Below are 22037 nucleotides of genomic sequence, written 5' to 3'. Positions count from 1 at the left end.
GGCATGACCGGCCCGGGCGCGACCGCGTTCACCTGCACGGCGGGCGCGAGCGCCTTGGCGAGCGCCTTGGTCAGACAGATGACGCCCGCCTTGGAGACGCAGTACGGAAGGTAGTCGGCGTACGGGCGCTCGCCCGCCCAGTCGGCCAGGTTGACGATGCGGCCGCGGCCGCGGGCCCGCATCGCCCGGCCCAGGTGCCAGGCGAGGAGGAAGGGCGCCTTCAGGTTCACGTCGAGGCTCGCATCCCAGATGCCTTCGGTCAACTCGTCGAAGGACGCGCGCAGATAGTTGGAGGCGTTGTTCACGAGCACGTCCACGCCGCCCGAGCGCGCCTCGGCCTCGCGGGCGAGGCGCACCACGTCGTCGGCGCGTCCGAGGTCGGCGGGGAGCGCCAGCGCGCGCACGCCGAGCGCCTCGATCTCGCCCACGGTCGCCGCGGCCGCGTCGGCCGAGGCGTGATAGTGCACGATCACGTTGAGGCCGCGCCCCGCGAGCGCGATCGAGCGGCCGATGCGCCTGGCCGCGCCGGTCACCAGCCCCCACCGGCCCCGCAGGTCCATGGCCCGCGAGGATAGCGAAACGGGCGCGAGGACGCCACGCGCAGGGCCGAGCCTCGGGGCCTGCGATGAAGCCGCGTGGCGGAAGGGAGATTGATTGGTTGCTTGCCGGGAGGCGGGCCACGGCCGTGAGGGGATTGCGGCCCATCGCCGCGGACGGCACCTTTCGAATGATGCACTCAGCCCCGGCGCGCGCGCTGGCCACTCCCACGTCAAGAAAAGGATGCGCCAGATCGCAGACCCTCTGGGTCTCACCGAGCGCGAAGCCGGTAAATTGCAGCACGTGGTCGGCGCAGTCCAGCGCGAGCTGCGCCTCGAGATCGTTGGCTGGCCGGACCCCGGCCCACCGGGCGCGTGCGCCTGATCCCGGGTCGAGCACGGGTGCGATCACGCCTGCAGCGCGCACCTGATCCCCTCACGAATCGGACTCGCTACCTTACGTCCCCGCCGGTGCCCCCCTGAAATGGGGATTGAGACCCCACATGCTTGCGCACTATCAAGGGCATGCGGCTTTTGATCCCCCGGACTGGTTCCCCTCTCGGTTTCGATTGCCTCCGCGGCAGCGCCTCCCGGCGCGGGTACCGATGTCGAAGCAGGACGCCGACAACTGGGCGCAGGTCTGCGCCCGTACGCTCACCGCGAGGTCAGTCCCGCCCGAGCCTCACGATGCCTTCGGCCGGGTGGTGCGCGCGAAGTTCCCGTGCATCGTGATCGTTGCCACACTCACCCTTGCGGCGAGCCGCGTCGAGGCCCACCACTGGGACTGGGCCTACGCGAACCAGGGCCACGCCATGCCGGTCGAGAGCTGGGAGCTCTCGTCGGCCGAGTGCCAGGCGTGCGTCGCGCAGACGTCGGGCGCGGCGCCCGACTCGGCGGCCTTCCAGCAGTGCATCAATGGCCAGATCGCCGCCGCCGTGGGCGATCCCACGAAGACCTGGTGCAAGCCGCAGCCGCTGATCTCGCGGCCCCCGAACCCGGACCCGGCAGCCTGCCTGCCCGGGGATGAAATCACCAGCGAGGCGGACTTCCAGGGGGCGACCGGTCAGTGCCTTCCGAACTTCACGGACAAGATGGCCGCGATCAGCGACCCCGCGGGGCGGTACTCCAAGGCGAGCTGCTGCCTGCGGTACGAGATCGGCCCGCATCAGGTGGCGCTCGGCAGGCAGCCCTGGCGCGGCTACCAGCTCACCTTCGGCCCGTACCTGATGAGGCAGGGCGTCAACGACGAGTTCTCGATCGGGTACGCGATGCTGCCGAACGACGCGAACCTCGATGCCGACACGAGCGCGGCGGGCTCACCGCAGACCTACGAATACATGATCGGCTTCGAGTTCTGGCAATTCAAAGGAAGCCACCACTTCATCATGGACGACCTGCTCGGGCCGTACAACGATCCCGCCCGCCCGCGCGGCAGCTGCAGCGCGGCCGACGTCTGCGACCCGGCGGACAGCCCCGATGTCTGCGCGCAGAAGACGGCCGACTGCCAGGCCTTCCAGAGTCTTCCGAGCACGTGCCCCGCGAGCGGCGCGAACGTCGATCCGAGCCAGAACGATGCGAACAGCGCCGCATGTCATTCGACCATGCAAGGCTTTCCCCTCGCCGGGACGCCGGGCCCGAGCTACTTCCCCGTTCCTTATCCCGACGGCGTCGGGATCAAGATCGCCCGCGACCACATTTTCCGCATGACGCACCACCTCCAGCACTGGTTCGATCCTCAGCACGCGCAGGTGTGGATCAACGTCTATACCTTGCCGGCGAAACGGCGGGACCACCGCGGGGGATGTGACGCACGGCTCGTCGAGAGCGTGGCCAAGGAAGCCCACGTCTTCTTCGACGGCTCGGCATCGGCCTTCCTCATACCACCTCACACCATCGGCCAGGCCCAGGGGCTCTGGGTCACGCCGCGAAACAGCGAGCTCTATGGGCTCACGTTCCACAGTCACAAGCGCAGTCTCCTTGCCTACGCCGACCTCGTCGGCGTCGACGGCAACCCGAAGGCGCTGCCGGTTCGCACCTACAAATACTCGCATCCGTATTGCGGAGGTTTCTCGGGCTGTATCGACGGCGACCTCTCGACCTGCGACCTGAGCCGGCCCCCGATGCACCTGTACGAGAGCACGGACTGGTCCGACCACGAGCAGTGCCCGTACTGGCGAGAGGACGCCGACGCGAACGGCAACTCCGACAACGACACCGAAGGAGCGATCCTCATCAAGCAGGGCGAGGGCATCCGCTACGAGTGCTGGGTCAACAACGGCGTGCTCCCCTTCCAGGCGCTGGTCGGCGCGGGGCTGATGTCCGAGCAGGAAGCCGAGGAGCAGGCGAGGCTGCGGCCCTACAACCTGGCGGCGCAGAGCGTACCGCTTCAGCCCCACGATGCCTTCGGGCGCGTCGTGCGCGGGAAGTTCTCCTGCGAGGAGATTCCCGGCGTCGTCCCCGGATTCCCGGCCGCCGGCGCCCTCGGCTACTACGGCAACCTCCCCTGTCTCCCCGACGTCCTGAAGGGCCTCGACCCGAGCGAGGACCTGCTCACCGCCGAGCGTGCCGAAGCCGTGGGCGTTGGCGGCGTGGCCGCCGAGTGCGACCCGACGGCGCGGTGGCATCAGTTCTGTAATCCGGAGGGGTACTGCTCGCCTTCGTCCCCCCCGTTCGAGGGCAACTACACGGGCAAGTGCGTCCCCGCCAACATCGGCTTCGCCGAGACCGAGGACGACGAGATGTGCATTCTCCTCGGCCTCTACGCATTCACGGACGACGATCTGGTGCCGAGCCCGATCGACCGCCTCCCGACCGACGTCGGGCGCTAGGAGTATGCGCATGCGTAATCCGGGAGACTTCGTTTCGCTCGTGATCACGGGCGTGCTCGCGACCGCGCTGAGCGCGCAGGCGGGCGCGCGCGTCATCGTCTCGACGACGCTCAACAGCACCCTCGAGATCTTCGACGCCGACTCCCTTGCCGAGCTTCAGCCGCCCGTACCGAGCAAGGGCGGCGGACCGGTGCGCCTGTGGGTGCAGAGGTTCGATTGGAAGGAATACCTCTTCGCCGCGAATCACGGCGCCGCGCTCGGCTCGCTCGGCGTCTTCGATCTCTCGGGCGAGCAGGTCGCGGAGCTCCCGCTGTCGCCATTTCCGGCGCGCGCCGGCTCGGTCGGCGTCGCGGCGGGTGAGCTGACCGTCGGGCCGACGCGGGTGCCGGTCGTGTTCGTCACCAACACGCAGTCGGCGGTGACCGCAGTCGCGGGCTTCGGCTGTTCGCTCCCGAACGGGAGCGTGACGGCGTACGACGCGAGCGCGCTGTCCACGGTCGGTCGTCTCAACGAGATCGGAACGGTCTTTCTCTCCGCGCCCGTCCCCTACGCGGTGTCGGTGGATCCAGCGGGAGCGCGCGCGTTCGCCAGCACGAACTGCGGCGATCGGCTCAACACGCTGACGGTCACACGCTCCGAATCGTGCGGCAGCGGCCTGGCGCTCACCAAGACCGCGACCCGCTCCACCGGACCGAATCCCGACGGGACGATCTGGGACGCCGCCCGCGGCCTCAACTACACGGCCAACATCGTCGGCGAGAGCCTGAGCGTGCACGACGGGGAGTCGCACGACGCGCTGCTCACCGTCGGTCTCCCGGGCGCCGGCCCGATCGACGTGACGCTCGGCGACAGCCCGGCCGGACATCACTGGGTGATCACGGCCAACGGCAGCGACGACAGCGTGAGCCTGATCGATCGCGACCTCATTGTGGAGTGCATCTATGGCGTCCCGCCGACCTGCCTCCCTCCGGAGGTGCTCCGCGTCCCGACGGCGGTTCCCGGCGGGGCGCCCGAAGGCGTGGCGTACGACGCCGCCACGAACCGCATCTTCGTCGTGAACAAGTTCCCGCTGGGCTCGCCGTCGCTCTCGGTGATCCAGATCGCCGAACCGGCGGACGGGCCGCCGAGCGGCGCGGACATCGGGGAAATTCCACTCACGGCGGCGGGCGCCGGTGCGCCGCTGCCGGCGTTCATCGCCTTCGACGTGGTGGTGCAGGCGCGTTAGCGATGCAGAAACAACGACGAGGACGGTTGGCAGCGATCGCGGCCGCAGTGGTGCCGCTGGTTGCGACCCGCGGACGCGCCCACATGGCGCGCATGTTCGTGAGCTCGCAGGCCCCGCACACGCTGGCGGGCAACAAGCAGTTCTCCTGGAAGGTTCGCTGGGCGGCGCCCGATCCGGGCGCCCGCCCGGTCACGTTCTATCTCGCCGGAAACGTCGTCAACGGGAACTGCCGGCCGGACCCGGGTGACCTCTGGTCGGTCGCCTCGGGCCTCGTCGTCGCGCAGGCGGGCGCGTGAAGAAGGTCGCATAGACAGATAGGGAGGGCGAAATGCCGAAGCGTTTGAAGGACCTGATGGAAGAATCGCTGACCGATCGCCTGCCGATCGACGTCCTGCCGGTCTCGAACGAGGAGTTCATCCCGCCCGAGCCGACGCGGGAGCAGCACGCGATCATGAAGATCGCCCGCGAGGACTGCGAGGCGACCGCCCGCAAGCTCGGGATGTCGCGGCGCAAGTTCCTGCAGACGGGCGCCGCGTATGCGATCTGCCTGGCGGCGATCAACAAGGTGATGGGCACGCGCGGCGGCTACTACGCCTGGGCCCAGGACAGCTGCGGGCTGCACGCCCCGATCGGCACGCGCGGGGAGCCGACCTACTTCGACCTCGCGTATCCCGGCTCCCAGCTCAACAACCTGCCCGGCGAGTTCATCATGGACCTCCAGACGCACCACGTGGTCCCGAGCGCCCAGTGGTACACGGAGAACACCGGCGAGGCGGCGTTCTTCCTGGTCGCCTGGAGCCAGGCGAACTGCGGGGAGCTCGACCGCAACGAGTGCCTGAGCCGCTTCCACTACCTGAAGGAGCTCATGCTCGACAGCGCGACCGACGTCACCATCCTGTCCGCCGTCCCCTGGAAACCGGACGGCCAGCCCCTGCCCCTCTCCGAATCAATCAACACGGCCGAGATCGTGCGCACGCTCGCCGGCGGCACGCGGCGCACGTTCTGCCACAAGTTCGTGATGCCGAATCGCGGCTCACTCGGAGACAACAGCGACCAGCTGCTCACGGAGCCCGTCTTCTTCCAGGAGGAGATGGACCTGATGACCGCCGCCGCCGCGCAGTACGGCCAGAACGACGGCTATCTCCGCGCCTGGAAGATCTACACGCCCTGGGGCGACGTGCCGAACACGAGCGGCTGGTGGCTCGACGACTCCTTCGGTCTCAAGTTCATCCAGCACGTGAAGGATCTCGCGGACACGTACGGGATGCCGCCCCTCATCTGCGCCCACAAGGGCTTCGCGCTGCCCAGCTTCGATCAGGAGAAGGCGGCCACGCGCGACGTCGGCGTGGTGGCGCCGATGTTCTGGGACCTCAGGAGCAACACCGGCGTGATCTTCATCATCTACCACTCGGGCTACGACGGGGACAGCGTCGGCCTCGGCGGACCGTTCAACCAGGGGACGAGCTCCAAGGGGCCCTACCCCGGCGAGACCGCGGCGCCCTCCACCAGCCGCGGCGTCGACAACTTCATCACCGCGCTGCGCGAGAACGGCTGGTCGGCGCGCCACTTCGCGCCCGGCGGGAGCCCCGGGACGCCGCTGGCGGCGGGCGAGGCGCCGGCCAGCGCGCGGCACGCCAACGTGCCCAACGTCTACGCCGAGCTCGGCTCGGTGTGGGGCTCGGTCGTCGGCAATCCCACGCGCGCGAGCTGGCTTCTCAGCAAGCTCATCTACTGGGTCGGGCCGAAGCGGGTGGTGTGGGGCACCGACGCCCTGTGGGGCGGATCGCCGCAGGGGCTGATCGAAGCGCTGCGCGCCTTCCAGATGTCGGACGAAGCCAGGGCCACCTACAACCTGCCGTGGGGCCTCGACGGCGACGTCGACCAGCCGACCCGCCGCGCCAGCAAACCGTGGAGGAGCATCCGCAACGGCATCCTCGGGCGGAACGCCGCCGAGCCGTACCGGATCGATCCGGACCTGACCCTGGCCGCGATCAGCTGCGACGACGTCCAGACGATACGTGACCAGTACATCCTGAGCCCGATCGCGCGCAACGAGGTCCACGGCCCGCGTACGCGGCGCGAGCTCTTCGCGGCGCTGCGCAAGGATCCGTGGCACCGGGGCGCGATGCTCGCGCAGAACGAGAAGGGTTTTCTCAAGAAAATCTCGTAGCGGGGGAACGACGATGACGCTGACAACGACGATGAAGGTGGGAGCGGCGGTGGCGGCGCTGCTGATCGGCGTCACCACCGTCAGGGCGGACTACCACACTCACCCCGAGCTCAAGCCGAGCAACCGGTGCGGGACGGCGCTGCAGAAGAATCCGCTCCCCAATCCGGGGAACATCGAGTCGCTGGAGAACTACACCACCGACTGCCAGCCGCTCTACTGGGATCTGCCGGCGACGGTGCAGCTCCACGTGCCCGTGCGCGCCGCGTACGATCCCATCACCGGCTTCCTCCACGGCCCCGTCGACCGGCCGCCGCCGCTCTACACCGACGGCGTCGACGGGTTCGACGAGCCCGGAGGGGGCCTCACCCAGCTCTGCCCGGACGTGCCCAACCCGATCACCGAGCGAGCGCGCGGCTGCGATACCGTGGGGGGTATCGATCACCAGGTCCCATGGTGGGCGCCGGCGGGTCAGGACACGGACGGGACCAACCTCTACACCGTCGAATGCCGGAGGGGCGTGCGCGTCCACTACGGTCCGTGGCAGGTCGGCACCGACCCCGCGATCTACGACCGGGTCGCCGAGGCGATCGTCCGCTTCGAGAACACCGCTCAGCTGAACGACGACAACGTCGCGCTCGCCAATCGCCGCGAGTGGAACGTCGCCTCCGAGTTCTACAACCACTTCGGCAGCCACCACGGCACCTGCTGGAACCCGGGCGTGGGCTTCCAGGGGACGGGGCAGCTGCAGGGCGCGAACCCCTGCAACAACCCCGACGACACCGCGACGGCCTCGAGCTACGACCAGTGCGGGACGAACGGCAACCCGCCGCCGCCCGGCAGCTATCAGTCGGGCGCCGAGACGTGTCCCGGCAGCGACCCGCGCTTCCACTGCTCGGTCTACAACGGCTACAACCAGCAGTTCCGCAACGCCACGCAGTACCCGGGCCGCCTCTTCGTCGACCTGCCCACCGGCCGCGCGGTGTACAACCTCGAAGACCAGCTCTGGGCCTGCGACCACCACGTCGTCTCTGAGCTGCCGATCGGCTACCAGGGCAACACCACCTTCCGGAACTTCCGCAACCAGACGGGCGGGCTGATCGCCCAGCACGCGGAGGACGGCTGGCCCGCGCCGGGCACGACGCCGATCGGCGGGACCGTCGGCGAGATGATCATCCAGCTCTTCTCGGCGCCGGTCGCCGACGGCAGCTACAAGCCGATCAGCGTCGGCTTCGACGTCGTCGCGAACGTCGCCACCACGTTCTTCCCGCCGTACACGATCGGGAACACGGGCAGCGTCTGGTACGCGCCCTACGATCTCGCGATCGGCATCCTCGCCATCCACAGCCACAAGCGGACGGTGAAGGGGACGATCGACATCCTCCCGGCCAACCCGATCCGCACCGGCGGGCTGAGCCCGGAGGAGGCGGGCGGCGGCACCAGGCCCCAGGAGTGCGGCGTGAGCCAGAACGGCCTCCCGCCGGAGCACATCTACGCCGACTGGCACTGGGACGATCCTCCCGTCTGCCGCTACTACAAAGAGCCGGACGGTCCGCTGATCCTGCACAAGGGTGACGCCCTCGCGACCCACTGCATTCACAACAACGGCGTCATCCAGACCGAGCAGGCGCCGGAGCCCTTCCGGACGATGATCCGCGACGGCGTCGTCGGGGACGAGGTGCTCTTCGGCGAGCAGAAGGACGATCTCGGGATCAAGCAGCTGATCTACCGCGTCCGCTACGGATGCGAGGAGTTTCCGGGCATACCTCCGGGTTCTATCGGATCGCCCGCCCAGGTGTGCCCGCCGAACCCCGCAACGGATCCGCCGGGCTGCGCGCTGGGACAGGAGCCCGACTGCCATCCGGTCGACGGCCCGTATCCCAACCCCGCCATCTGCACGAGGGGAACGGGCAACTGCGTCCCGGCGAACATCGTCTTCGCCAACGTGGCCGAGGACGAGATGTGCATCGGCGTGGTGATGTACTGGCCCCTCGACCCGATCCTCAACTCGGACGGCTCGCTCAACCAGCAGGCGATCCAGGACTTCCAGTCGGACCCGACCAACTTCAAGTACGGGACACCCGGACGGCTGCCCAAGTCGCCGAGCGACATCGGCTACTGCTCGGGCTGCGGACCGGGTCTCTAACGGGGGAGCCATGAAATCCGTCCTGCGAAAAATCGTCGGATGCGCGGCGGGCGTCGCGCTCGCCCTGCTCGGGCTCCATTCCGAGGCCCGCGCACATGGCTGCTCCTCGGCGTCGGCCTGGGAAGGGATCGCCCCCATTCTCGAGCAGTCCTGCTTCGCGGGCTGTCACGGCAGCAGCGGCAACGGCGGCATGCCCGTCAGCTACAACACGGAGGACGGCTGGTACGCGGCCCTGGTCAACCGCTCGCCGGTCAACACGGCCGCCGGCGGCGTCGGCAAGTTGCGCGTCGATCCCAAGCGGGCCTGGAACAGCTACCTGGTCGACAAGCTGACGGGCGATCTCAAGTTCGGCGAAGGGAACCCGATGCCGAACCTGAGCACCGGCTACCTCTACCAGTGCCCGGGCGGGGTCCAGAAGATCAAGGCGTGGATCATCGCCGGCGCGGCTCGCTGCGGCGCCGTGGCCGGCGATCCTTCGCCCGACGCCGCGCTGGTCGTCTGTGACCTGAACCAGCCGACGCTCTCCCCCCCGGCGCCGCCCGCCGACGGCGTCCAGCTCGCGGGCACGACCTTCACCGTCGCTCGTCCGGCGCGGGTAGGGACGCAGGTGACGACGCTCGCAGTGGGAACCGCGCCCACCTGCGACAACACCCAGCAGCCCTGCTTCATCACCGGAATCGACATCACGGCGTCGGCCGGAACCGCGTACGTGACGGTGGCGCGCGCGGGCGAAGCGGTGCCGATCGCCGTGGCGCGCGGCACGAGCCTCTCCCTGACGCTCGGCGACGTCGATGCGGGAGTGCCGATCGCGCCGAACCAGCAGCTCGATATCCGGCAGTGGATCCGAAACGACTACTGGGTGGGCCCGGCTCCCTACACGAACACCACCACGGGATCCGTCTACGTGGACGTGCACCTGGCGTCATCGGTGACGAACCAGGCGCAGCCGCTGCGCGACGACACGGGTAGCCAGGCGCTCTCCGTGCCACCGGAGAGCTACGGCGCGACCGGCGGCGTGTGGCGCCCGGCATCACCCCGCGCCGGCGCCAAAGTCGGCATCTGGGCCGACCCGAGGGCGCTCGAGACCGAGCTGCTCGATGCCGCCGGACAGACGCTCGCCGACGGCACCACCGTCGCGCAGGGTTATACCATCGTTGCGGGCGGTCCCATCGGCTACCGATGCATGCACGCCAACGGATGGGTTCCGAATGCCGCAGCGTCGGTCGGCTCGAACGGCTCCAACTGGATGCTGAACGACCTGACCGGGCCGGTCGACTTCAGCGCGCCGCTCAAGTGGGGGTGCGAGGAGACGGCCAATGTTCCCTCTGGCCTGCCGGCGGCCGCCTGCGGCGCCCCGGCGACGTTCTGCGCCAGCTCGAGCGAATCCACCTACAGCACCAACGATTGCGCGGCCGTCGCCGGGACGCACCGGTGCCGGCCCGCCAACCTCGTCTCCGGCGACGGCGTGGACGACGGGCGGTGCGGCCTGGTGGGGCTCGCCTGGTGAGGGCGGGCCGATGAAGAGGCTATTGAATGAGGGGTGACCCATGAGCCGAACGACTTCGCTGCTGCTCGGTGTCGTGGCCGTCGGCCTTGCGCTGGCGCCATTCGCCTCGGGGTACTCGACCGGCATCACCGGCGTCGCCCGGCCGAGCCAGGGCTGCACGTGCCACGGTTTCGCCGGAGTGACCCCGAACACGACGACTGACGTTTCGGTGGTGGGGCTGCCGGATGCGTACGTCCCCGGGACCACCTATCACCTCCAGGCCTGGGTGCGGGGCGTCGCCCTTCCCGCACCGCGCTTCGCAGGATTCGACCTCGAGGCCACGGCCGGCGCGCTTCAAGCCCTCGACGCGAGCGCGTGGGTGAGCGGGGTCGACGGCCAGGCGACGCATTCGACACCGAAGCCGATCGGCCTCGTCGGCGCCACCGGCGTCGGCAGCTCGTGGGACATCGACTGGGTCGCGCCGGATCCCGGGGTGGGGCCCGTGACGTTCTACCTCGCCGGCAACGTCGTCAACGGCATCGGTCTCCAGACCAATGCGGATCAGGGCGACTTCTGGTCCGTCGCCAATCCGGGCTTCCTGGTCGCTCAGGCGCAGATCGACGTGACGACCACGACCACCCCGCCGCCGACCACCACCACCACCACCACCACCACCCTCACCACGCGGGGGTGTGGAACAAGCCCCCAGGTCACGACGACGACGCTCGCGGGCAGCTGGCCGCGCCGCTTCTTCGACGCGCAGAATACCGCCAACGTCGGCGACGATCCGAGGCTGACGCCGGCGAACGCGCCCGATCTCACGTTGCTGGCGAGGCTCCTCGCGGACGGCCCCCCGACCTTCGGCGTGACCGTCGTCAACCACACGCCCGTGGTCGGCGACCAGCTGGTGTTCTTTGGCGACATGGTTGGCTGGTTCTATGTCTACGACGTGAGCGGCCTCGACGCCTCGCCGCCCGCGCCGCCACGCCTGCTCGCGCGGATCGCGACCCACACCGCCGGCCCGGTGGGCAGCGCGCTCGGCACCTACACCGGCGTGCAGGCGACGCCGAACCTGGCGCTGGTGACGAACCCGGCGACCGGCCTGGACGAGAAGCGCCTCTACTTCGGCGTGGATCGCGTCGACAAGACGCTCTGGTGCCTAAACGTGGACAAGATCATCGCCGACCGGAGCGCCATCCCGAGCGGCGCGCTCTGCGAGGACACGTGTGAATGCAACGTCAAAGGCAACTGCCCGGCGGACCCGCCCGGCTGCACGCGCGACGCGCCGAGCGCCTGCCAGGCCTATTTCTGTGACGGGCCCTGGCCGATGTCGCTCGGGTCGCCCGAGCCGCCCATCGATCTCGGCGGCGACCGCAATACGCTCAACGGCTCGCCGCTCTTCGCCGCGGACATGCCCTTCTCGACCGGCCCGCGGGACGTGCTCTACGTCCCATCGACCGGCCTCGACTGCTCGAACGGCCAGTTCTACGCGATCGATGCGTTCACGGGCGAGAAGCTCTGGACCTTCGATCCGGTCGTCAACGGCGACGGCCTCGGCGGCGTCATCTGGACGGCGCCTGCCATGAGCAGGGACCGGACCGGGCTCTACCTGACGGTCGGAGACTGCGTCCAGAAGCCGCAGATGGGCGAGCTGGCGGAGTCGCTGGTCGCGCTCGATCCGATCACCGGCGCGCGGCAGTGGTGGCACCAGCGCCGTCTGGTCGACGTCGCGGACCTCGACATCGGCAACTCGCCGACAGTCGTCGACGTCGACGGAGCCGGCAGCTGCCACCTGATCGTCAGCATCGACAAGGACAGCTGCATCTACGGGTTCCCCCAGCAGCCCGACGTGCCGCAGGTCGGCGACCTCGACTTCGATCCGCTGCGCGTCGGCCAGCAGCGGCTCCTCTGGCGGACCTGCTTCGCCTACGGCAGCCTGGGCGGCGGCTTCGATGCGGCGGGCGGGGTGCTCTCCGGACGCACGCTGGCGGCCGCGGCCGCGCTCCCGTTCGGCCCGCTGGCGGGCGACGACGTGAACGCGTTCGCGATCGATGCCTGCACCGGCGCCTTCAAGTGGGCGTCGAGCACGCTCGGTGCGAGCTTCGGCGAGGGCGCCGCCGCAAGCGGCATGTTCTTCATGCCGACGGGCACCCGGCTCGACGTGGTGCGGATGGACAGTCCGATCGACGTGCCCGTGGTGGAGCCGGTGAGGACCAGCCGCAAGCCCGAGCTGCTCGCCACCGTCGCGCTGCCCGCGGCGGCGACGCCGGGCGGCGGCGGCCCGGCGATTGTCGACGGGAGGATCTACGTGCCGGTGCAGAAGGGGATCGCGATCGTCGGGGTCGACCCGACCGCGCCCGCGACCTGTCCTGAGGCGCCGTCCTGCCCGGCGCCGCGGGGGAGCGACATGTTCCACGGCCCGTACCCCGAGCCGTTCGCGCCCGGCGCGCCGGGCAATCCCGTCGTCCTGCCGCACCCGTACGACTGGATGGTCGTCGAGTGAGGCTCAGAGGATCGGCGGCTCGATGAGCAGGGTGAGCGTGACATGAGCGCCGCAGCTTCCCGGCTTCCCCCCGGGGAAGGCGCCCTCGGTGGCGAAGTCGTAGGTGACGAGGTGCCCCGCCGTGATCGCCGGGCTGAGCCCCGCGTGTCGCGCGCCGCCCGTCGCGCTCACCTCGAGCAGCTTGCCGCGCTCCCAGCGGAAGCGGAGGCTCACGTCGCTCTTCGACTCCTCGACCGCGTCGCCCACGCCGGCGCAGCGGCAGCGCAGCTCCGGCCCGTAGCTCAGGTCGAGCGCGGCGAAGGGCGCGCGGTGCTCGACGCCTTCTCCCTGCGGAGCGCGGTAGATGCGCGTCCACCCCCGAGCGAGAAGTTCCTCGAGACCCTCGGCGCGCTCGGTCTCGGCGATCGGGTTCCACCCGCGGAGCGAGTATCGCATCGTGACCGGGGTTCGGTGGACTGGAGAAAGCTCGCTCCAGCACGGGCCCCGGCGGGGCTCGACCCAGGCGAGCAGCTGCACGAAGTCGACCCGCTCGACTCCCGGGAACCGCTCCACGAGATGCTTCGCGCGAATCGCCGGATCGGTCTGCCCGGGCATCTTTTCGCGGACTTTCCGACCCTCGAGCTCATTCCGTGCAGCCGGACCGCAGGCGGCGGCCAGGGCGAGCACGACGACGAGCGGGCGCTTCATGGTTGGAGGGCCCGCGCTTCGTATCGCAGCGGCAGGTGCGGTTCAACCGTTCCGGGAGGGAGACCGTGAACGCGGAGAGTGGCCCTCGAACGGGCGTCTGGATCATCGGTGCCCGCGGAGCGGTGGCGACCACGACGATCGTGGGCGCGTGCGCCGCCGCGCGCGGTCTCTTCCCGTTGCGAGGAGTCACGACCGAGGGCCCGCGGGGCGAAGGGCTGTCGATGCCCGCAGCGTCCGCTCTCGTGTTCGGCGGTTGGGAAGTCCGGGCCGGGTCGCTGCTCGATGCCGCGACCGATCTCGCCGAGTCGGGACGAATCTTCGACCTCCGTCTGCTCGAGCCTCTTGCGGCCGACCTCGAGCAAATCGACCGGAACATCGTCGGGGGTGGCACCCGAGGCTGGCCACCCGCGTGCGGGGCGGCGGAGGGCACCGAAACGCCCGCGGAGGTCGTCGAGAAGCTCACCGGCGACATCCGAGGCTTTCGGCGGCGGCACTCCCTGGAGAGGGTCGTGGTGGTGAATCTCGCCACCACCGAGCCTGTCTTCACCACTCCGGAAGATCACCTGACGCTTGCAGCGCTCGAGGAGAGTCTCACCAGGCGTGGTGCGGCGGTCTTCCGCCCGAGCACGCTGTACGCCTGCGCTGCGATCCGCGAGGGCGCGGTGTTCGTCAACTTCGCGGCGTCGCCCGCGGCGCTCGTTCCGGCGATTCGCGAGCTGGCGGAGCGTGAGGGCGTACCCTTCGCCGGAACCGACGGCAAGACGGGCGAGACCCTGGTCAAGTCGGGGCTGGCATCGCTCTTTCGTGAGCGGGATCTCCAGGTGCTCGCCTGGCACGGCGAGAACCTGCTCGGCAATTCCGATGGCGCCGCCCTGAACGAACCCGAGGTGAAGGCCGCCAAGCTGGAGACCAAGGACGGAGTGGTCCGCGGCGTGCTCGGCTATTCCCCCGAGACCAGCGTCGACATCACCTACGTCCCCTCGCTCGGCGACTGGAAGACGGCGTGGGACCTGATCCATTTCCGGGGATTTCTCGGCACGCGCATGATGATGCAGTTCACCTGGCAGGGATGCGATTCGATCCTCGCCGCGCCGCTGGTGATCGACCTGGTACGGCTCGCGGATCTGGCGCTCCGGCGGGGCGAGAGCGGGCCCATGACCCAGGCGGCGTGCTTCTTCAAGGCGCCGGTCGGCACGCAGGAGCAGGACCTCGGCCGGCAGTATGCGATGCTCGACCGCTATCTCCGCCGCTGTCGGCTCTCGGTCCTGGCCGGCGGCCAGCGGGCTGTCTCGTGACGGCCCGCTGGCTCGCACCGCTCTGTCTGCTGCTTTCGTGTAGTCTCTGGCGGCCGCATGCAGCAGCGCATCACGAGCATCACCACGGGCCTGGAGGGCCACCGACGGCTGCGGCGAAGCCTCCCAAGCACGTCACGCTGGTGAAGATGATCTCCTGGGCGGAGCCCGCATCCTCGCCCTGCGAGACCGATCTCGAGGGCTCCGCACCCCCCGCCAGCTTCCGCCTTCGCTACACCGAGGCCGGCCGGTCGCCGACGACGATCGAAAACGACCCCGAAAAGCTCTTTGGCGCCGGCTGGGGAGTGATCACCCGCAGCGCCCGCGGCCTCGGCTTCGAGAAGGCGGGCGAATTCAGCGCGCTCGACTTCGACATCGTGGAAGAGCTCCAGTGCAAATGTGAACCGCGTGGCGCACACACCTGGAAGCACACCTCGCTGGTCAACGTGAAGCTCGACTGGACACCCGGATCGCCGCCGTCGGTCTCGGCGCGCTTGAAGGACGCCGATCGCTCGGAAGAGATCCGGCCGGTGACGATCAACGGACGGCTTCCGATGTACGAATTCCGCTTTGCTCGCCCTTACCCCGGGAAGCATGGTGGGGAGTGTGCCTCGCGTTTCCTCGTGGCGCTCGGGCTCGATCAGCCGATTGAGTGAGTTGAACCTTCGCGCGAGCATCGACGCGCTCGAGGCGAGGCTCGCTCCCCGCGTCTCCGAGGCGGCCTCGACCTGGCTCTCCACCGCCCGGACGGAGGTCGGGCGCGACGGGTCGGCGCTCGAGCGACATTTTCCGACCGCGGCTCGAAAGGCCGGGCACGCAACGCTCCTCGAGCCGCCCTCCCCCGAGGTCGTCCGGCTATTTCCCGGGGGGCCTGTGCTGAACCCATGGCGGGTGGATGAGGCCGCCCGGGTGCTCCTTCTTCTCGAGGATGCCCGGCGCGAGACTACCGACGCCCTCGCACGTGCCAATGATCTCTACTTCGTGAGCGACGGGCGCGAGCGGATCGCCGTCCTCCGAGGTCTTGCGCTGCTGCCCGAGAGCGACGCGGCGCTGCCGGCCGTCAGAGATGCCCTCCGCGCCAACGCCGCCGATCTCTTCGCGGCCGCCATCTGCGAGAACGGCTACACGTCCCGCCACCTGCCGGACGATCTCTTCAATCAGGCGGTCCTCAAGTGCGCGTTCGTCGGTCTCCACCTGGGTCGCATCGAGCGGGTCGAGGAGCGGGCGACGCCAGAGCTCACACGCATGCTCTTCGCCTACGTGACCGAGCGCGAGCACGCCGGCCGGAGCGTCGGCGCGGACCTCTGGCCGCTGATCGCGCTCCATCCGCCCCCGGGCAGCGTCGAGCGGATTCGGAACTGCCTGGCCACCGCCGCCGATCCCTGCGAGCGCCGCGTGCTCGCGGTGGCGCTCGCTCGCGGGGAGCGATAGAAGAGACGATCGTCGGGGGCCCATTCCCAAGCCGAGAACGGGTCCTGACCGCTTCTTCCGTATGAGGATATTCGAGCCCCATGCCCACATGGCCTCCCGGGTGACCGACGACTACGAGCGGATGGCGCTCGCCGGGATCGTCGCGGTCTGCGAGCCGGCCTTCTGGCAGGGCCAGCCGCGGACGTCGGTTGGAACCTTCGTCGATTACTTCGATCTGCTCCTCGGCTTCGAGCGCTACCGGGCGAGTCAGTACGGGATCCGCCACGTCTGCACGCTCGCGCTGAACCCGAAGGAGGCCAACGACGGCCGCGTCAATCAGGCGGTGATCGAAGTGCTGCCGCGCTATCTCGAAAAGGACGGCGTGGTGGCGGTCGGCGAAGTCGGCTTCGACGATCAGACGGCGACGGAAGAACGATTCTTTCGCGTGCAGATCGAGTTGGCCACGCAGCACGAGCTGCCGCTCCTCGTCCACCTTCCCCACCGTGACAAAGTGAAGGGCGTCGAGCGAACCCTGGCCATCGTGCGCGAGATGCAGGTCGCTCCCGAGCGGGTGTTGATCGATCACAACACCGAGGAGACGGTTCCGCTCGTCGTCGAGAGCGGCCACTACATCGGCTTCTCGATCTACCCCGATACCAAGATGACCGAGGAGCGCGTGGGCACGATCTTCGAGCGCTACGGCGTCGAGCGGATGATCATCAACAGCGCGGCCGACTGGGGACGGAGCGATCCGCTCAAGGTGCCGCGTACGGTCATGCATCTTCGCGCGCGAGGCTTCCCCGAGACGGCGATCGAGACGCTCGTGTGGAACAATCCGGTCGCTTTTTTCTCGCAGACGGGCAGGCTCGATCCCGGGGAGCTCGAGCAGCCGCTCGTGATCGAACGCGGCCCGTGGGAGGGGAATACGCTCCTTCGGGGCGGACAGCGCTGGTAGGCGATGCGGCTCCGCTATCCGGACGGCGGCCGCACCATCCTCACCTACTGCACCAACGTTCACGCGATCGAGGAGCTCGCGTCCGTCCTGGCGGCGCTCTCCCGTTACTGCGCCCCGGTACGGCGCCGGCTCGGCGTGCGGCGGCTCTCCCTCGGTCTCTGGCTGAGCCGCCGGAGCGCGAGCGAGCTGGTCGCCTCGCCCGACGCGCGCGCTCGGCTTCGTGAAGCGCTCGAGGCGAACGGGCTGGAGCTCGCGACCCTCAACGGCTTTCCCTACGGCGACTTTCACGCCGAGCGCGTCAAGGCGGAGGTCTATCGCCCCGACTGGGCCGACGTCCGGCGTCATCACTACACGCTCGACCTCGCCCGCATCCTCTGCGAGCTGCTCCCGGCGGACGTCGAGGAGGGAACGATCTCGACGCTGCCGCTGACCTATGCGCCGACGGCCGGGCCGTCGAGCGCGGAAGAATGCGCGACCATCCTCGCCCATCTGGCGGTCGACCTCGATCGGCTCGCCGAGCGGCATGGCCGCCGGATTCGCGTCTGTCTCGAGCCCGAGCCCGACTGCCTCGTCGAGACGAGCGACCAGGCGATCGCGTTCTTCCGCGATCACCTCCGTCCGGCCGTGCGTCGGCGGGGAGTCGATCCGGCGATCGTCGACCGGCATCTCGGCCTCTGCCTCGACGCCTGCCACCAAGCGGTCGAGTTCGAGGATCCGGACGCGGCATGGCGGAAGATCTCCGAGGCCGGTGTTCGCGTCGGCAAGGTCCAGCTCTCGTGCGCCCTCGAGGTGCCGGCGGAGGCTTCGTCGCGCGCCGAGCAACGCCTTCGTCCCTTCGACGAGATCCGCTTCCTCCACCAGGTGCGGCGCCGGGACCGGACTGGCGTGATCGAGAGGTGGACCGACCTCGCCCCCGCGCTGGCCGCCCGCGAGCGCCTCGCCGAGCCCGCCGACTGGCGAGTGCACTTTCACGCCCCACTCCACTGGGAGCCCGAGGGCCAGGGGCTCCGCACCACGGCGAAGGATCTCCTCGGGCTGATTTCCCGAGCGGCCGCCACGCGGCCGCTCCCTCATTTCGAGGTCGAGACCTACACCTGGAACGTGCTCCCGGAGTCCATACGGCCGCGCGACGACGAGACGCTCGTCGAAGGGATCGCTCGTGAGATCGAATTCGCCGTGCGCGCGCTGGCCACGTGCGGAGCGCAAAGGGAGCCGTGAAGCCGGTCCTCCTCCTCGATGTGGTGGGTCTCACGCGGGGGATGCTCGGGGCCGAGACGCCGAATCTGTCGGCGCTCGCTCGCGACGGCTTCGCGGCGGAGCTCGCCCCCGTGCTGCCCGCGGTGACCTGCTCGGCTCAGGCGACGATGCTGACGGGGAAGCTTCCGCGCGATCACGGCATCGTCGGCAACGGCTGGTATTTCCGCGAGCTCAACGAAGTGTGGCTCTGGCGGCAGTCGGGAGCGCTCATCCGGGGAGAGAAGATGTGGGACGCGGCGCGCCGGCGCGATCCCGCGCTCCGCTGCGCGAATCTCTTCTGGTGGTACAACATGAACACCACGGCCGATCTCGGGGTCACGCCGCGGCCGACGTACCCGGCCGACGGGAGCAAGCTCTTCGGCATCTACACCTATCCGCACGGCCTTCGCCTCGAGCTCGAGTCGGCGCTCGGCGCGTTTCCGTTCCACACCTTCTGGGGACCGGGGGCGGCGATCAACGCCTCGGAGTGGATCGGCCGCGCCGCGCTGCACGTGATCGAGAGGCACCGGCCGACCCTCACGCTCGTCTACCTTCCGCACCTGGACTACGACTTCCAGCGCTACGGCACCTCGGACCCCCGCGCCCGTGCCGAGGTGACGAGGATCGATCGTGTGGCAGGCGAGCTGATCGCCAAGGTGAGAGCGCGAGGCGCCGCGGTTCTCGTGGTTTCGGAATACGGAATCACCGACGCCCGTCGCCCCCTGCATCCGAACCGCGTGCTCCGCGAGGCCGGCCTCCTCTCGGCGCTCGAGACACCCCTCGGCTGGGAGCTGCTCGACTTTGGCGAGTCGCGCGCCTTCGCCGTCGCCGATCACCAGATCGCGCACGTCTACGTGAAACGTCGGGAAGATCGCGCCCGAGTGGCCGAGATCCTGGGCTCGATGAACGGCGTCGAGCGAGTGCTCGGCGATGCGGGAAAAGCGGAGTTCGGTCTCGACCACGAGCGGGCAGGAGATCTGGTCGCGGTGGCGGAGCGCGATGCCTGGTTCACCTACTACTACTGGCTCGATGACGCGCGCGCGCCCGACTTCGCGCGCACCGTCGACATACATCGCAAGCCCGGCTACGACCCCGCCGAGCTCTTCTTCGATCCCGCGCGCCCGCTGGTGAAGCTCCGCGCCGCCTGGGCGCTCGCCCGAAAGGTCCTCGGCTTCCGCTACCTCATGGACGTCATCTCGCTCGATCCGGCCATCGTCAGGGGAACCCACGGGCGGCTTCCGGAGCGCGCGGAGGAGGGCCCGGTGGCGATCTGTTCGGAGGCCCGCTTCGCGCGCGAGAAGATGGCCATGACCGACGTCTTCTCGCTCACGCTGGACCTCCTCGATCGCTAGAGTTCGGTGAGTAGTTCTTCGCCTCCATCGCCGGATCGAATCCGCGAGCCACGGGTGCACCCGCGATCACGACACTTGCCGCGGAGAGCACGGTCAACAGCCGACGGCCAGGGACGCGACGGCGCCAGCTGGTGAACCGCTCAATCCTGCCTTTCGGGGAATGGGGGCGCCGCCGAGAAGGTAGCGCGTCCGAATCCATGACGGGATCGAGCGCATGCGTCTCGATGTGCTATCGCGAGGGGCCCGCGGTAGGCAGAACGGCGACTCCGAGTTGAAGCCGTAAGGTCCCCGCTTCGGAGGTGCGACGATGCGCAGGCTCCGGATCCTGTTCGTGGTCGCGGTGGCGGTTTCCCCGGCGACGGCCAGCGCGACGTCGTTCCACACCGCCGAGTGCGAGGCGGTGTGCGCCAATCCCGATCCGAGCGTCGACCAGAACCTCTCTCCGGACCCGCGTGGCTTCGCGACGATCGCCAACGGCTACACGAGCTACTGGCAGGAGTGTCACGCCGAGACGGACGAGGTCCAGAGACCGAAGACGTGCCGCGAGTGGTGCGCGTCGCGCGAGCGCGGCAGCACGCTCCTCGAAACCTCCGGTCTCATCGGTAACTTCCTCAGCGCCGACACCTACAACAACCTCTGGCGAGCGTGGGGAGCTCTCGAGCGTCCGCCCGACTTCGACCAGCACATCGTCGAGCGCTACGGTCTTCAGCCGGCCCCGTTCCCGAACCCCTATCCACTCCCCGGCGAGGATCCCGCAACGGCGAACGGCGGCTCCGGCCAACTGCCGATGGGCCTCATCCAGACGAGGAACGCGTCGGGCCAGTACGAAGGCGGCATCGGCTTCACGTGTCTCCTCTGCCACGCGGGCCGGATCGGCGATGCCACGCCCGAGCACCCGGATCTCGGCAGCCGAATGGGCATCGGCAACACCACCTTCGACATCGAGGTCTTCTCCTACGACCTCGGCAAGGCGGGCGGGGTGCCGATTCCGTTACCGTACCCGCACAACCAGGGCCGCGGCACGATCAACGCCGTTTCCGACTTCGAGTTCCTGATGGCCGTGCGCGACTTCGGTACGCTCGACAGCACGCCCTTCGTGAAGGTGTTTCCAGCGCACGCCTCGCCCGGCGACCAGGACCCGCCGGCGTGGCACAACACGGGCTCGAGGCCGCGCGTCTACATGGACGGCGGCGTCTCCGCGGACAACACCCGCGCGCTCATGCAGTTTCTGGCGGCGAGCATCACCACCAGCACGTGCACCGACGCGAGCGCCGAGAACGCGCCCGGCTGCGGCGCCTGGATCAAGAAGCAGGAGCGCGACTTCGAAGACATCCGCACGTTCATCGAGGCGATCGAGCCGCCGGCATTCCCGCGCTCGAGCGATCCGGCGAGCCCTCGGTACATCGACGCCGCCAAGGCCGCGCACGGCGAGGAGCTCTTCCACTGCAAGAACCTCTTCGGACCCGACCTGAGCGCCGACGCCCAGGGCTGCACGCAGGAGACACCGGAGCAGAAGGCGAGCGGCGGCCTCTTCGGCAACGGGAGCTGCTCGAGCTGCCACGGAGTCTACAGCTCGACGTACGCGAGCCGCCTGCCCGACCCGAGCATGGTTGGCATCGCCGGTCGGATCGTGCCGCGGGACTTCGTTCGCACCAATCCGGGGCGCGTCGACGCTCTCGCGCGCGAGCTCCGCTGGGGCTGGGGAACGCTCTGGTTCGCCTACGCCGACAACTCGGCGAGCAACTCGCTCGACGAGGTCTGGAACGACTACGTAACCGAAGAGACGAACGGCCTCGTCTACACGCGCGAGCAGGGGCGGTGCGGATGGGTCGGCGTCTACGAGCAATCCATCGGGCAGTTCATCGGCTACGCTGCGCCGGCGCTCCACGGGGTGTGGTCGACGGCGCCCTATCTGCACAACGGCAGCGTGCCGACCGTGTACCACGTCCTCCGCTACGGGGAGCGGCCGACCTTCTGGCGCCGCCCGCTGAACACGCCGGGCACTCCGCCGGACCAGGGGTTCGACGTGAGCCTCGCGGCCTACGACTTCGCGAGGGTCGGCTGGAAGTTCGACTGCCTCCTGTCCGACGGCACACCGGTCGACACCTGCCTGACGCTCGGACCCGTCGTCGCCGCCACGGACCCGGCCATGCCGGGAAGCCAGGTGTGGCTCGCCAACCAGTCGCCGCGCCCGCTCACACAGGCCGACATCGA

16 protein-coding genes are annotated in these 22037 nt (G+C 69.3%); 14 read left to right on the top strand and 2 right to left on the bottom strand.

All coding sequences use genetic code 11. The annotated features are described in order from the left end of the window. On the bottom strand, positions 1–560 hold a 560-nt coding region (locus tag E6J59_17215; protein TMB17201.1), incomplete at its 3' end, for an SDR family NAD(P)-dependent oxidoreductase. Between the two features lie 581 nt (positions 561–1141). Between E6J59_17215 and E6J59_17210 the strand changes: the two genes are divergently transcribed. From E6J59_17210 to E6J59_17180, 7 genes are all read left to right on the top strand, one after another. Next, positions 1142–3364: a hypothetical protein gene (locus E6J59_17210; GenBank protein ID TMB17200.1), complete on the top strand. Its 2223-nt coding sequence runs from the start codon at positions 1142–1144 to the stop codon at positions 3362–3364. 10 nt (positions 3365–3374) lie between these two features. Then, positions 3375–4589 (top strand): hypothetical protein, encoded by a 1215-nt coding sequence (locus E6J59_17205; GenBank protein TMB17199.1) that lies wholly within the window; start codon positions 3375–3377, stop codon positions 4587–4589. An 83-nt stretch (positions 4590–4672) separates the two neighbouring features. Beyond that, positions 4673–4885 (top strand): hypothetical protein, encoded by a 213-nt coding sequence (locus E6J59_17200; protein ID TMB17198.1) that lies wholly within the window; start codon positions 4673–4675, stop codon positions 4883–4885. A gap of 32 nt (positions 4886–4917) precedes the next feature. Continuing rightward, positions 4918–6759, top strand: a complete 1842-nt coding sequence (locus tag E6J59_17195; protein ID TMB17197.1) for a hypothetical protein — start codon at positions 4918–4920, stop codon at positions 6757–6759. Positions 6760–6772: 13 nt separating this feature from the next. Beyond that, entirely contained in the window at positions 6773–8902 is a 2130-nt protein-coding gene (locus tag E6J59_17190; protein ID TMB17196.1) for a hypothetical protein, read from the top strand. Positions 8903–8912: 10 nt separating this feature from the next. Further along, complete coding sequence (locus tag E6J59_17185) at positions 8913–10409, top strand: hypothetical protein (GenBank protein TMB17195.1); 1497 nt, start codon at positions 8913–8915, stop codon at positions 10407–10409. Between the two features lie 40 nt (positions 10410–10449). Next, entirely contained in the window at positions 10450–12891 is a 2442-nt protein-coding gene (locus E6J59_17180) for a hypothetical protein (GenBank protein TMB17194.1), read from the top strand. A 3-nt stretch (positions 12892–12894) separates the two neighbouring features. Here the strand turns inward: E6J59_17180 and E6J59_17175 are convergent, their stop codons facing one another. Then, positions 12895–13578, bottom strand: a complete 684-nt coding sequence (locus E6J59_17175; protein ID TMB17193.1) for a hypothetical protein — start codon at positions 13576–13578, stop codon at positions 12895–12897. Between the two features lie 122 nt (positions 13579–13700). Between E6J59_17175 and E6J59_17170 the strand changes: the two genes are divergently transcribed. The 7 genes from E6J59_17170 to E6J59_17140 all read left to right on the top strand — a co-directional run. Next, a complete protein-coding gene (locus E6J59_17170) occupies positions 13701–14873 on the top strand; it encodes a myo-inositol-1-phosphate synthase (GenBank protein ID TMB17192.1) in 1173 nt (390 codons plus the stop codon). A gap of 140 nt (positions 14874–15013) precedes the next feature. After that, positions 15014–15526 carry a hypothetical protein gene (locus tag E6J59_17165; GenBank protein ID TMB17191.1) on the top strand — a complete coding sequence of 171 codons (513 nt, stop codon included), beginning with the start codon at positions 15014–15016 and terminating at the stop codon, positions 15524–15526. Between the two features lies 1 nt (position 15527). Next, positions 15528–16301, top strand: a complete 774-nt coding sequence (locus tag E6J59_17160) for a hypothetical protein (protein TMB17190.1) — start codon at positions 15528–15530, stop codon at positions 16299–16301. Between the two features lie 61 nt (positions 16302–16362). Beyond that, positions 16363–17235 carry a hydrolase TatD gene (locus tag E6J59_17155; GenBank protein ID TMB17189.1) on the top strand — a complete coding sequence of 291 codons (873 nt, stop codon included), beginning with the start codon at positions 16363–16365 and terminating at the stop codon, positions 17233–17235. Positions 17236–17238: 3 nt separating this feature from the next. Beyond that, positions 17239–18453: a sugar phosphate isomerase/epimerase gene (locus tag E6J59_17150; GenBank protein TMB17188.1), complete on the top strand. Its 1215-nt coding sequence runs from the start codon at positions 17239–17241 to the stop codon at positions 18451–18453. Next, a complete protein-coding gene (locus E6J59_17145) occupies positions 18450–19823 on the top strand; it encodes an alkaline phosphatase family protein (protein ID TMB17187.1) in 1374 nt (457 codons plus the stop codon). Before E6J59_17150 ends, E6J59_17145 begins: the two co-directional genes overlap by 4 nt. Before the next feature lie 307 nt (positions 19824–20130). Next, positions 20131–22037: hypothetical protein (locus tag E6J59_17140; protein TMB17186.1), on the top strand; the 1907-nt coding region annotated here is incomplete at its 3' end.

The sequence above is a fragment of the Deltaproteobacteria bacterium genome (assembly GCA_005879795.1).
Taxonomy (GTDB): domain Bacteria; phylum Desulfobacterota; class Binatia; order DP-6; family DP-6; genus DP-6.
The sequence above is the reverse complement of the archived record's forward strand: the minus strand, read 5'-3'. Positions and strand labels throughout refer to the sequence as shown.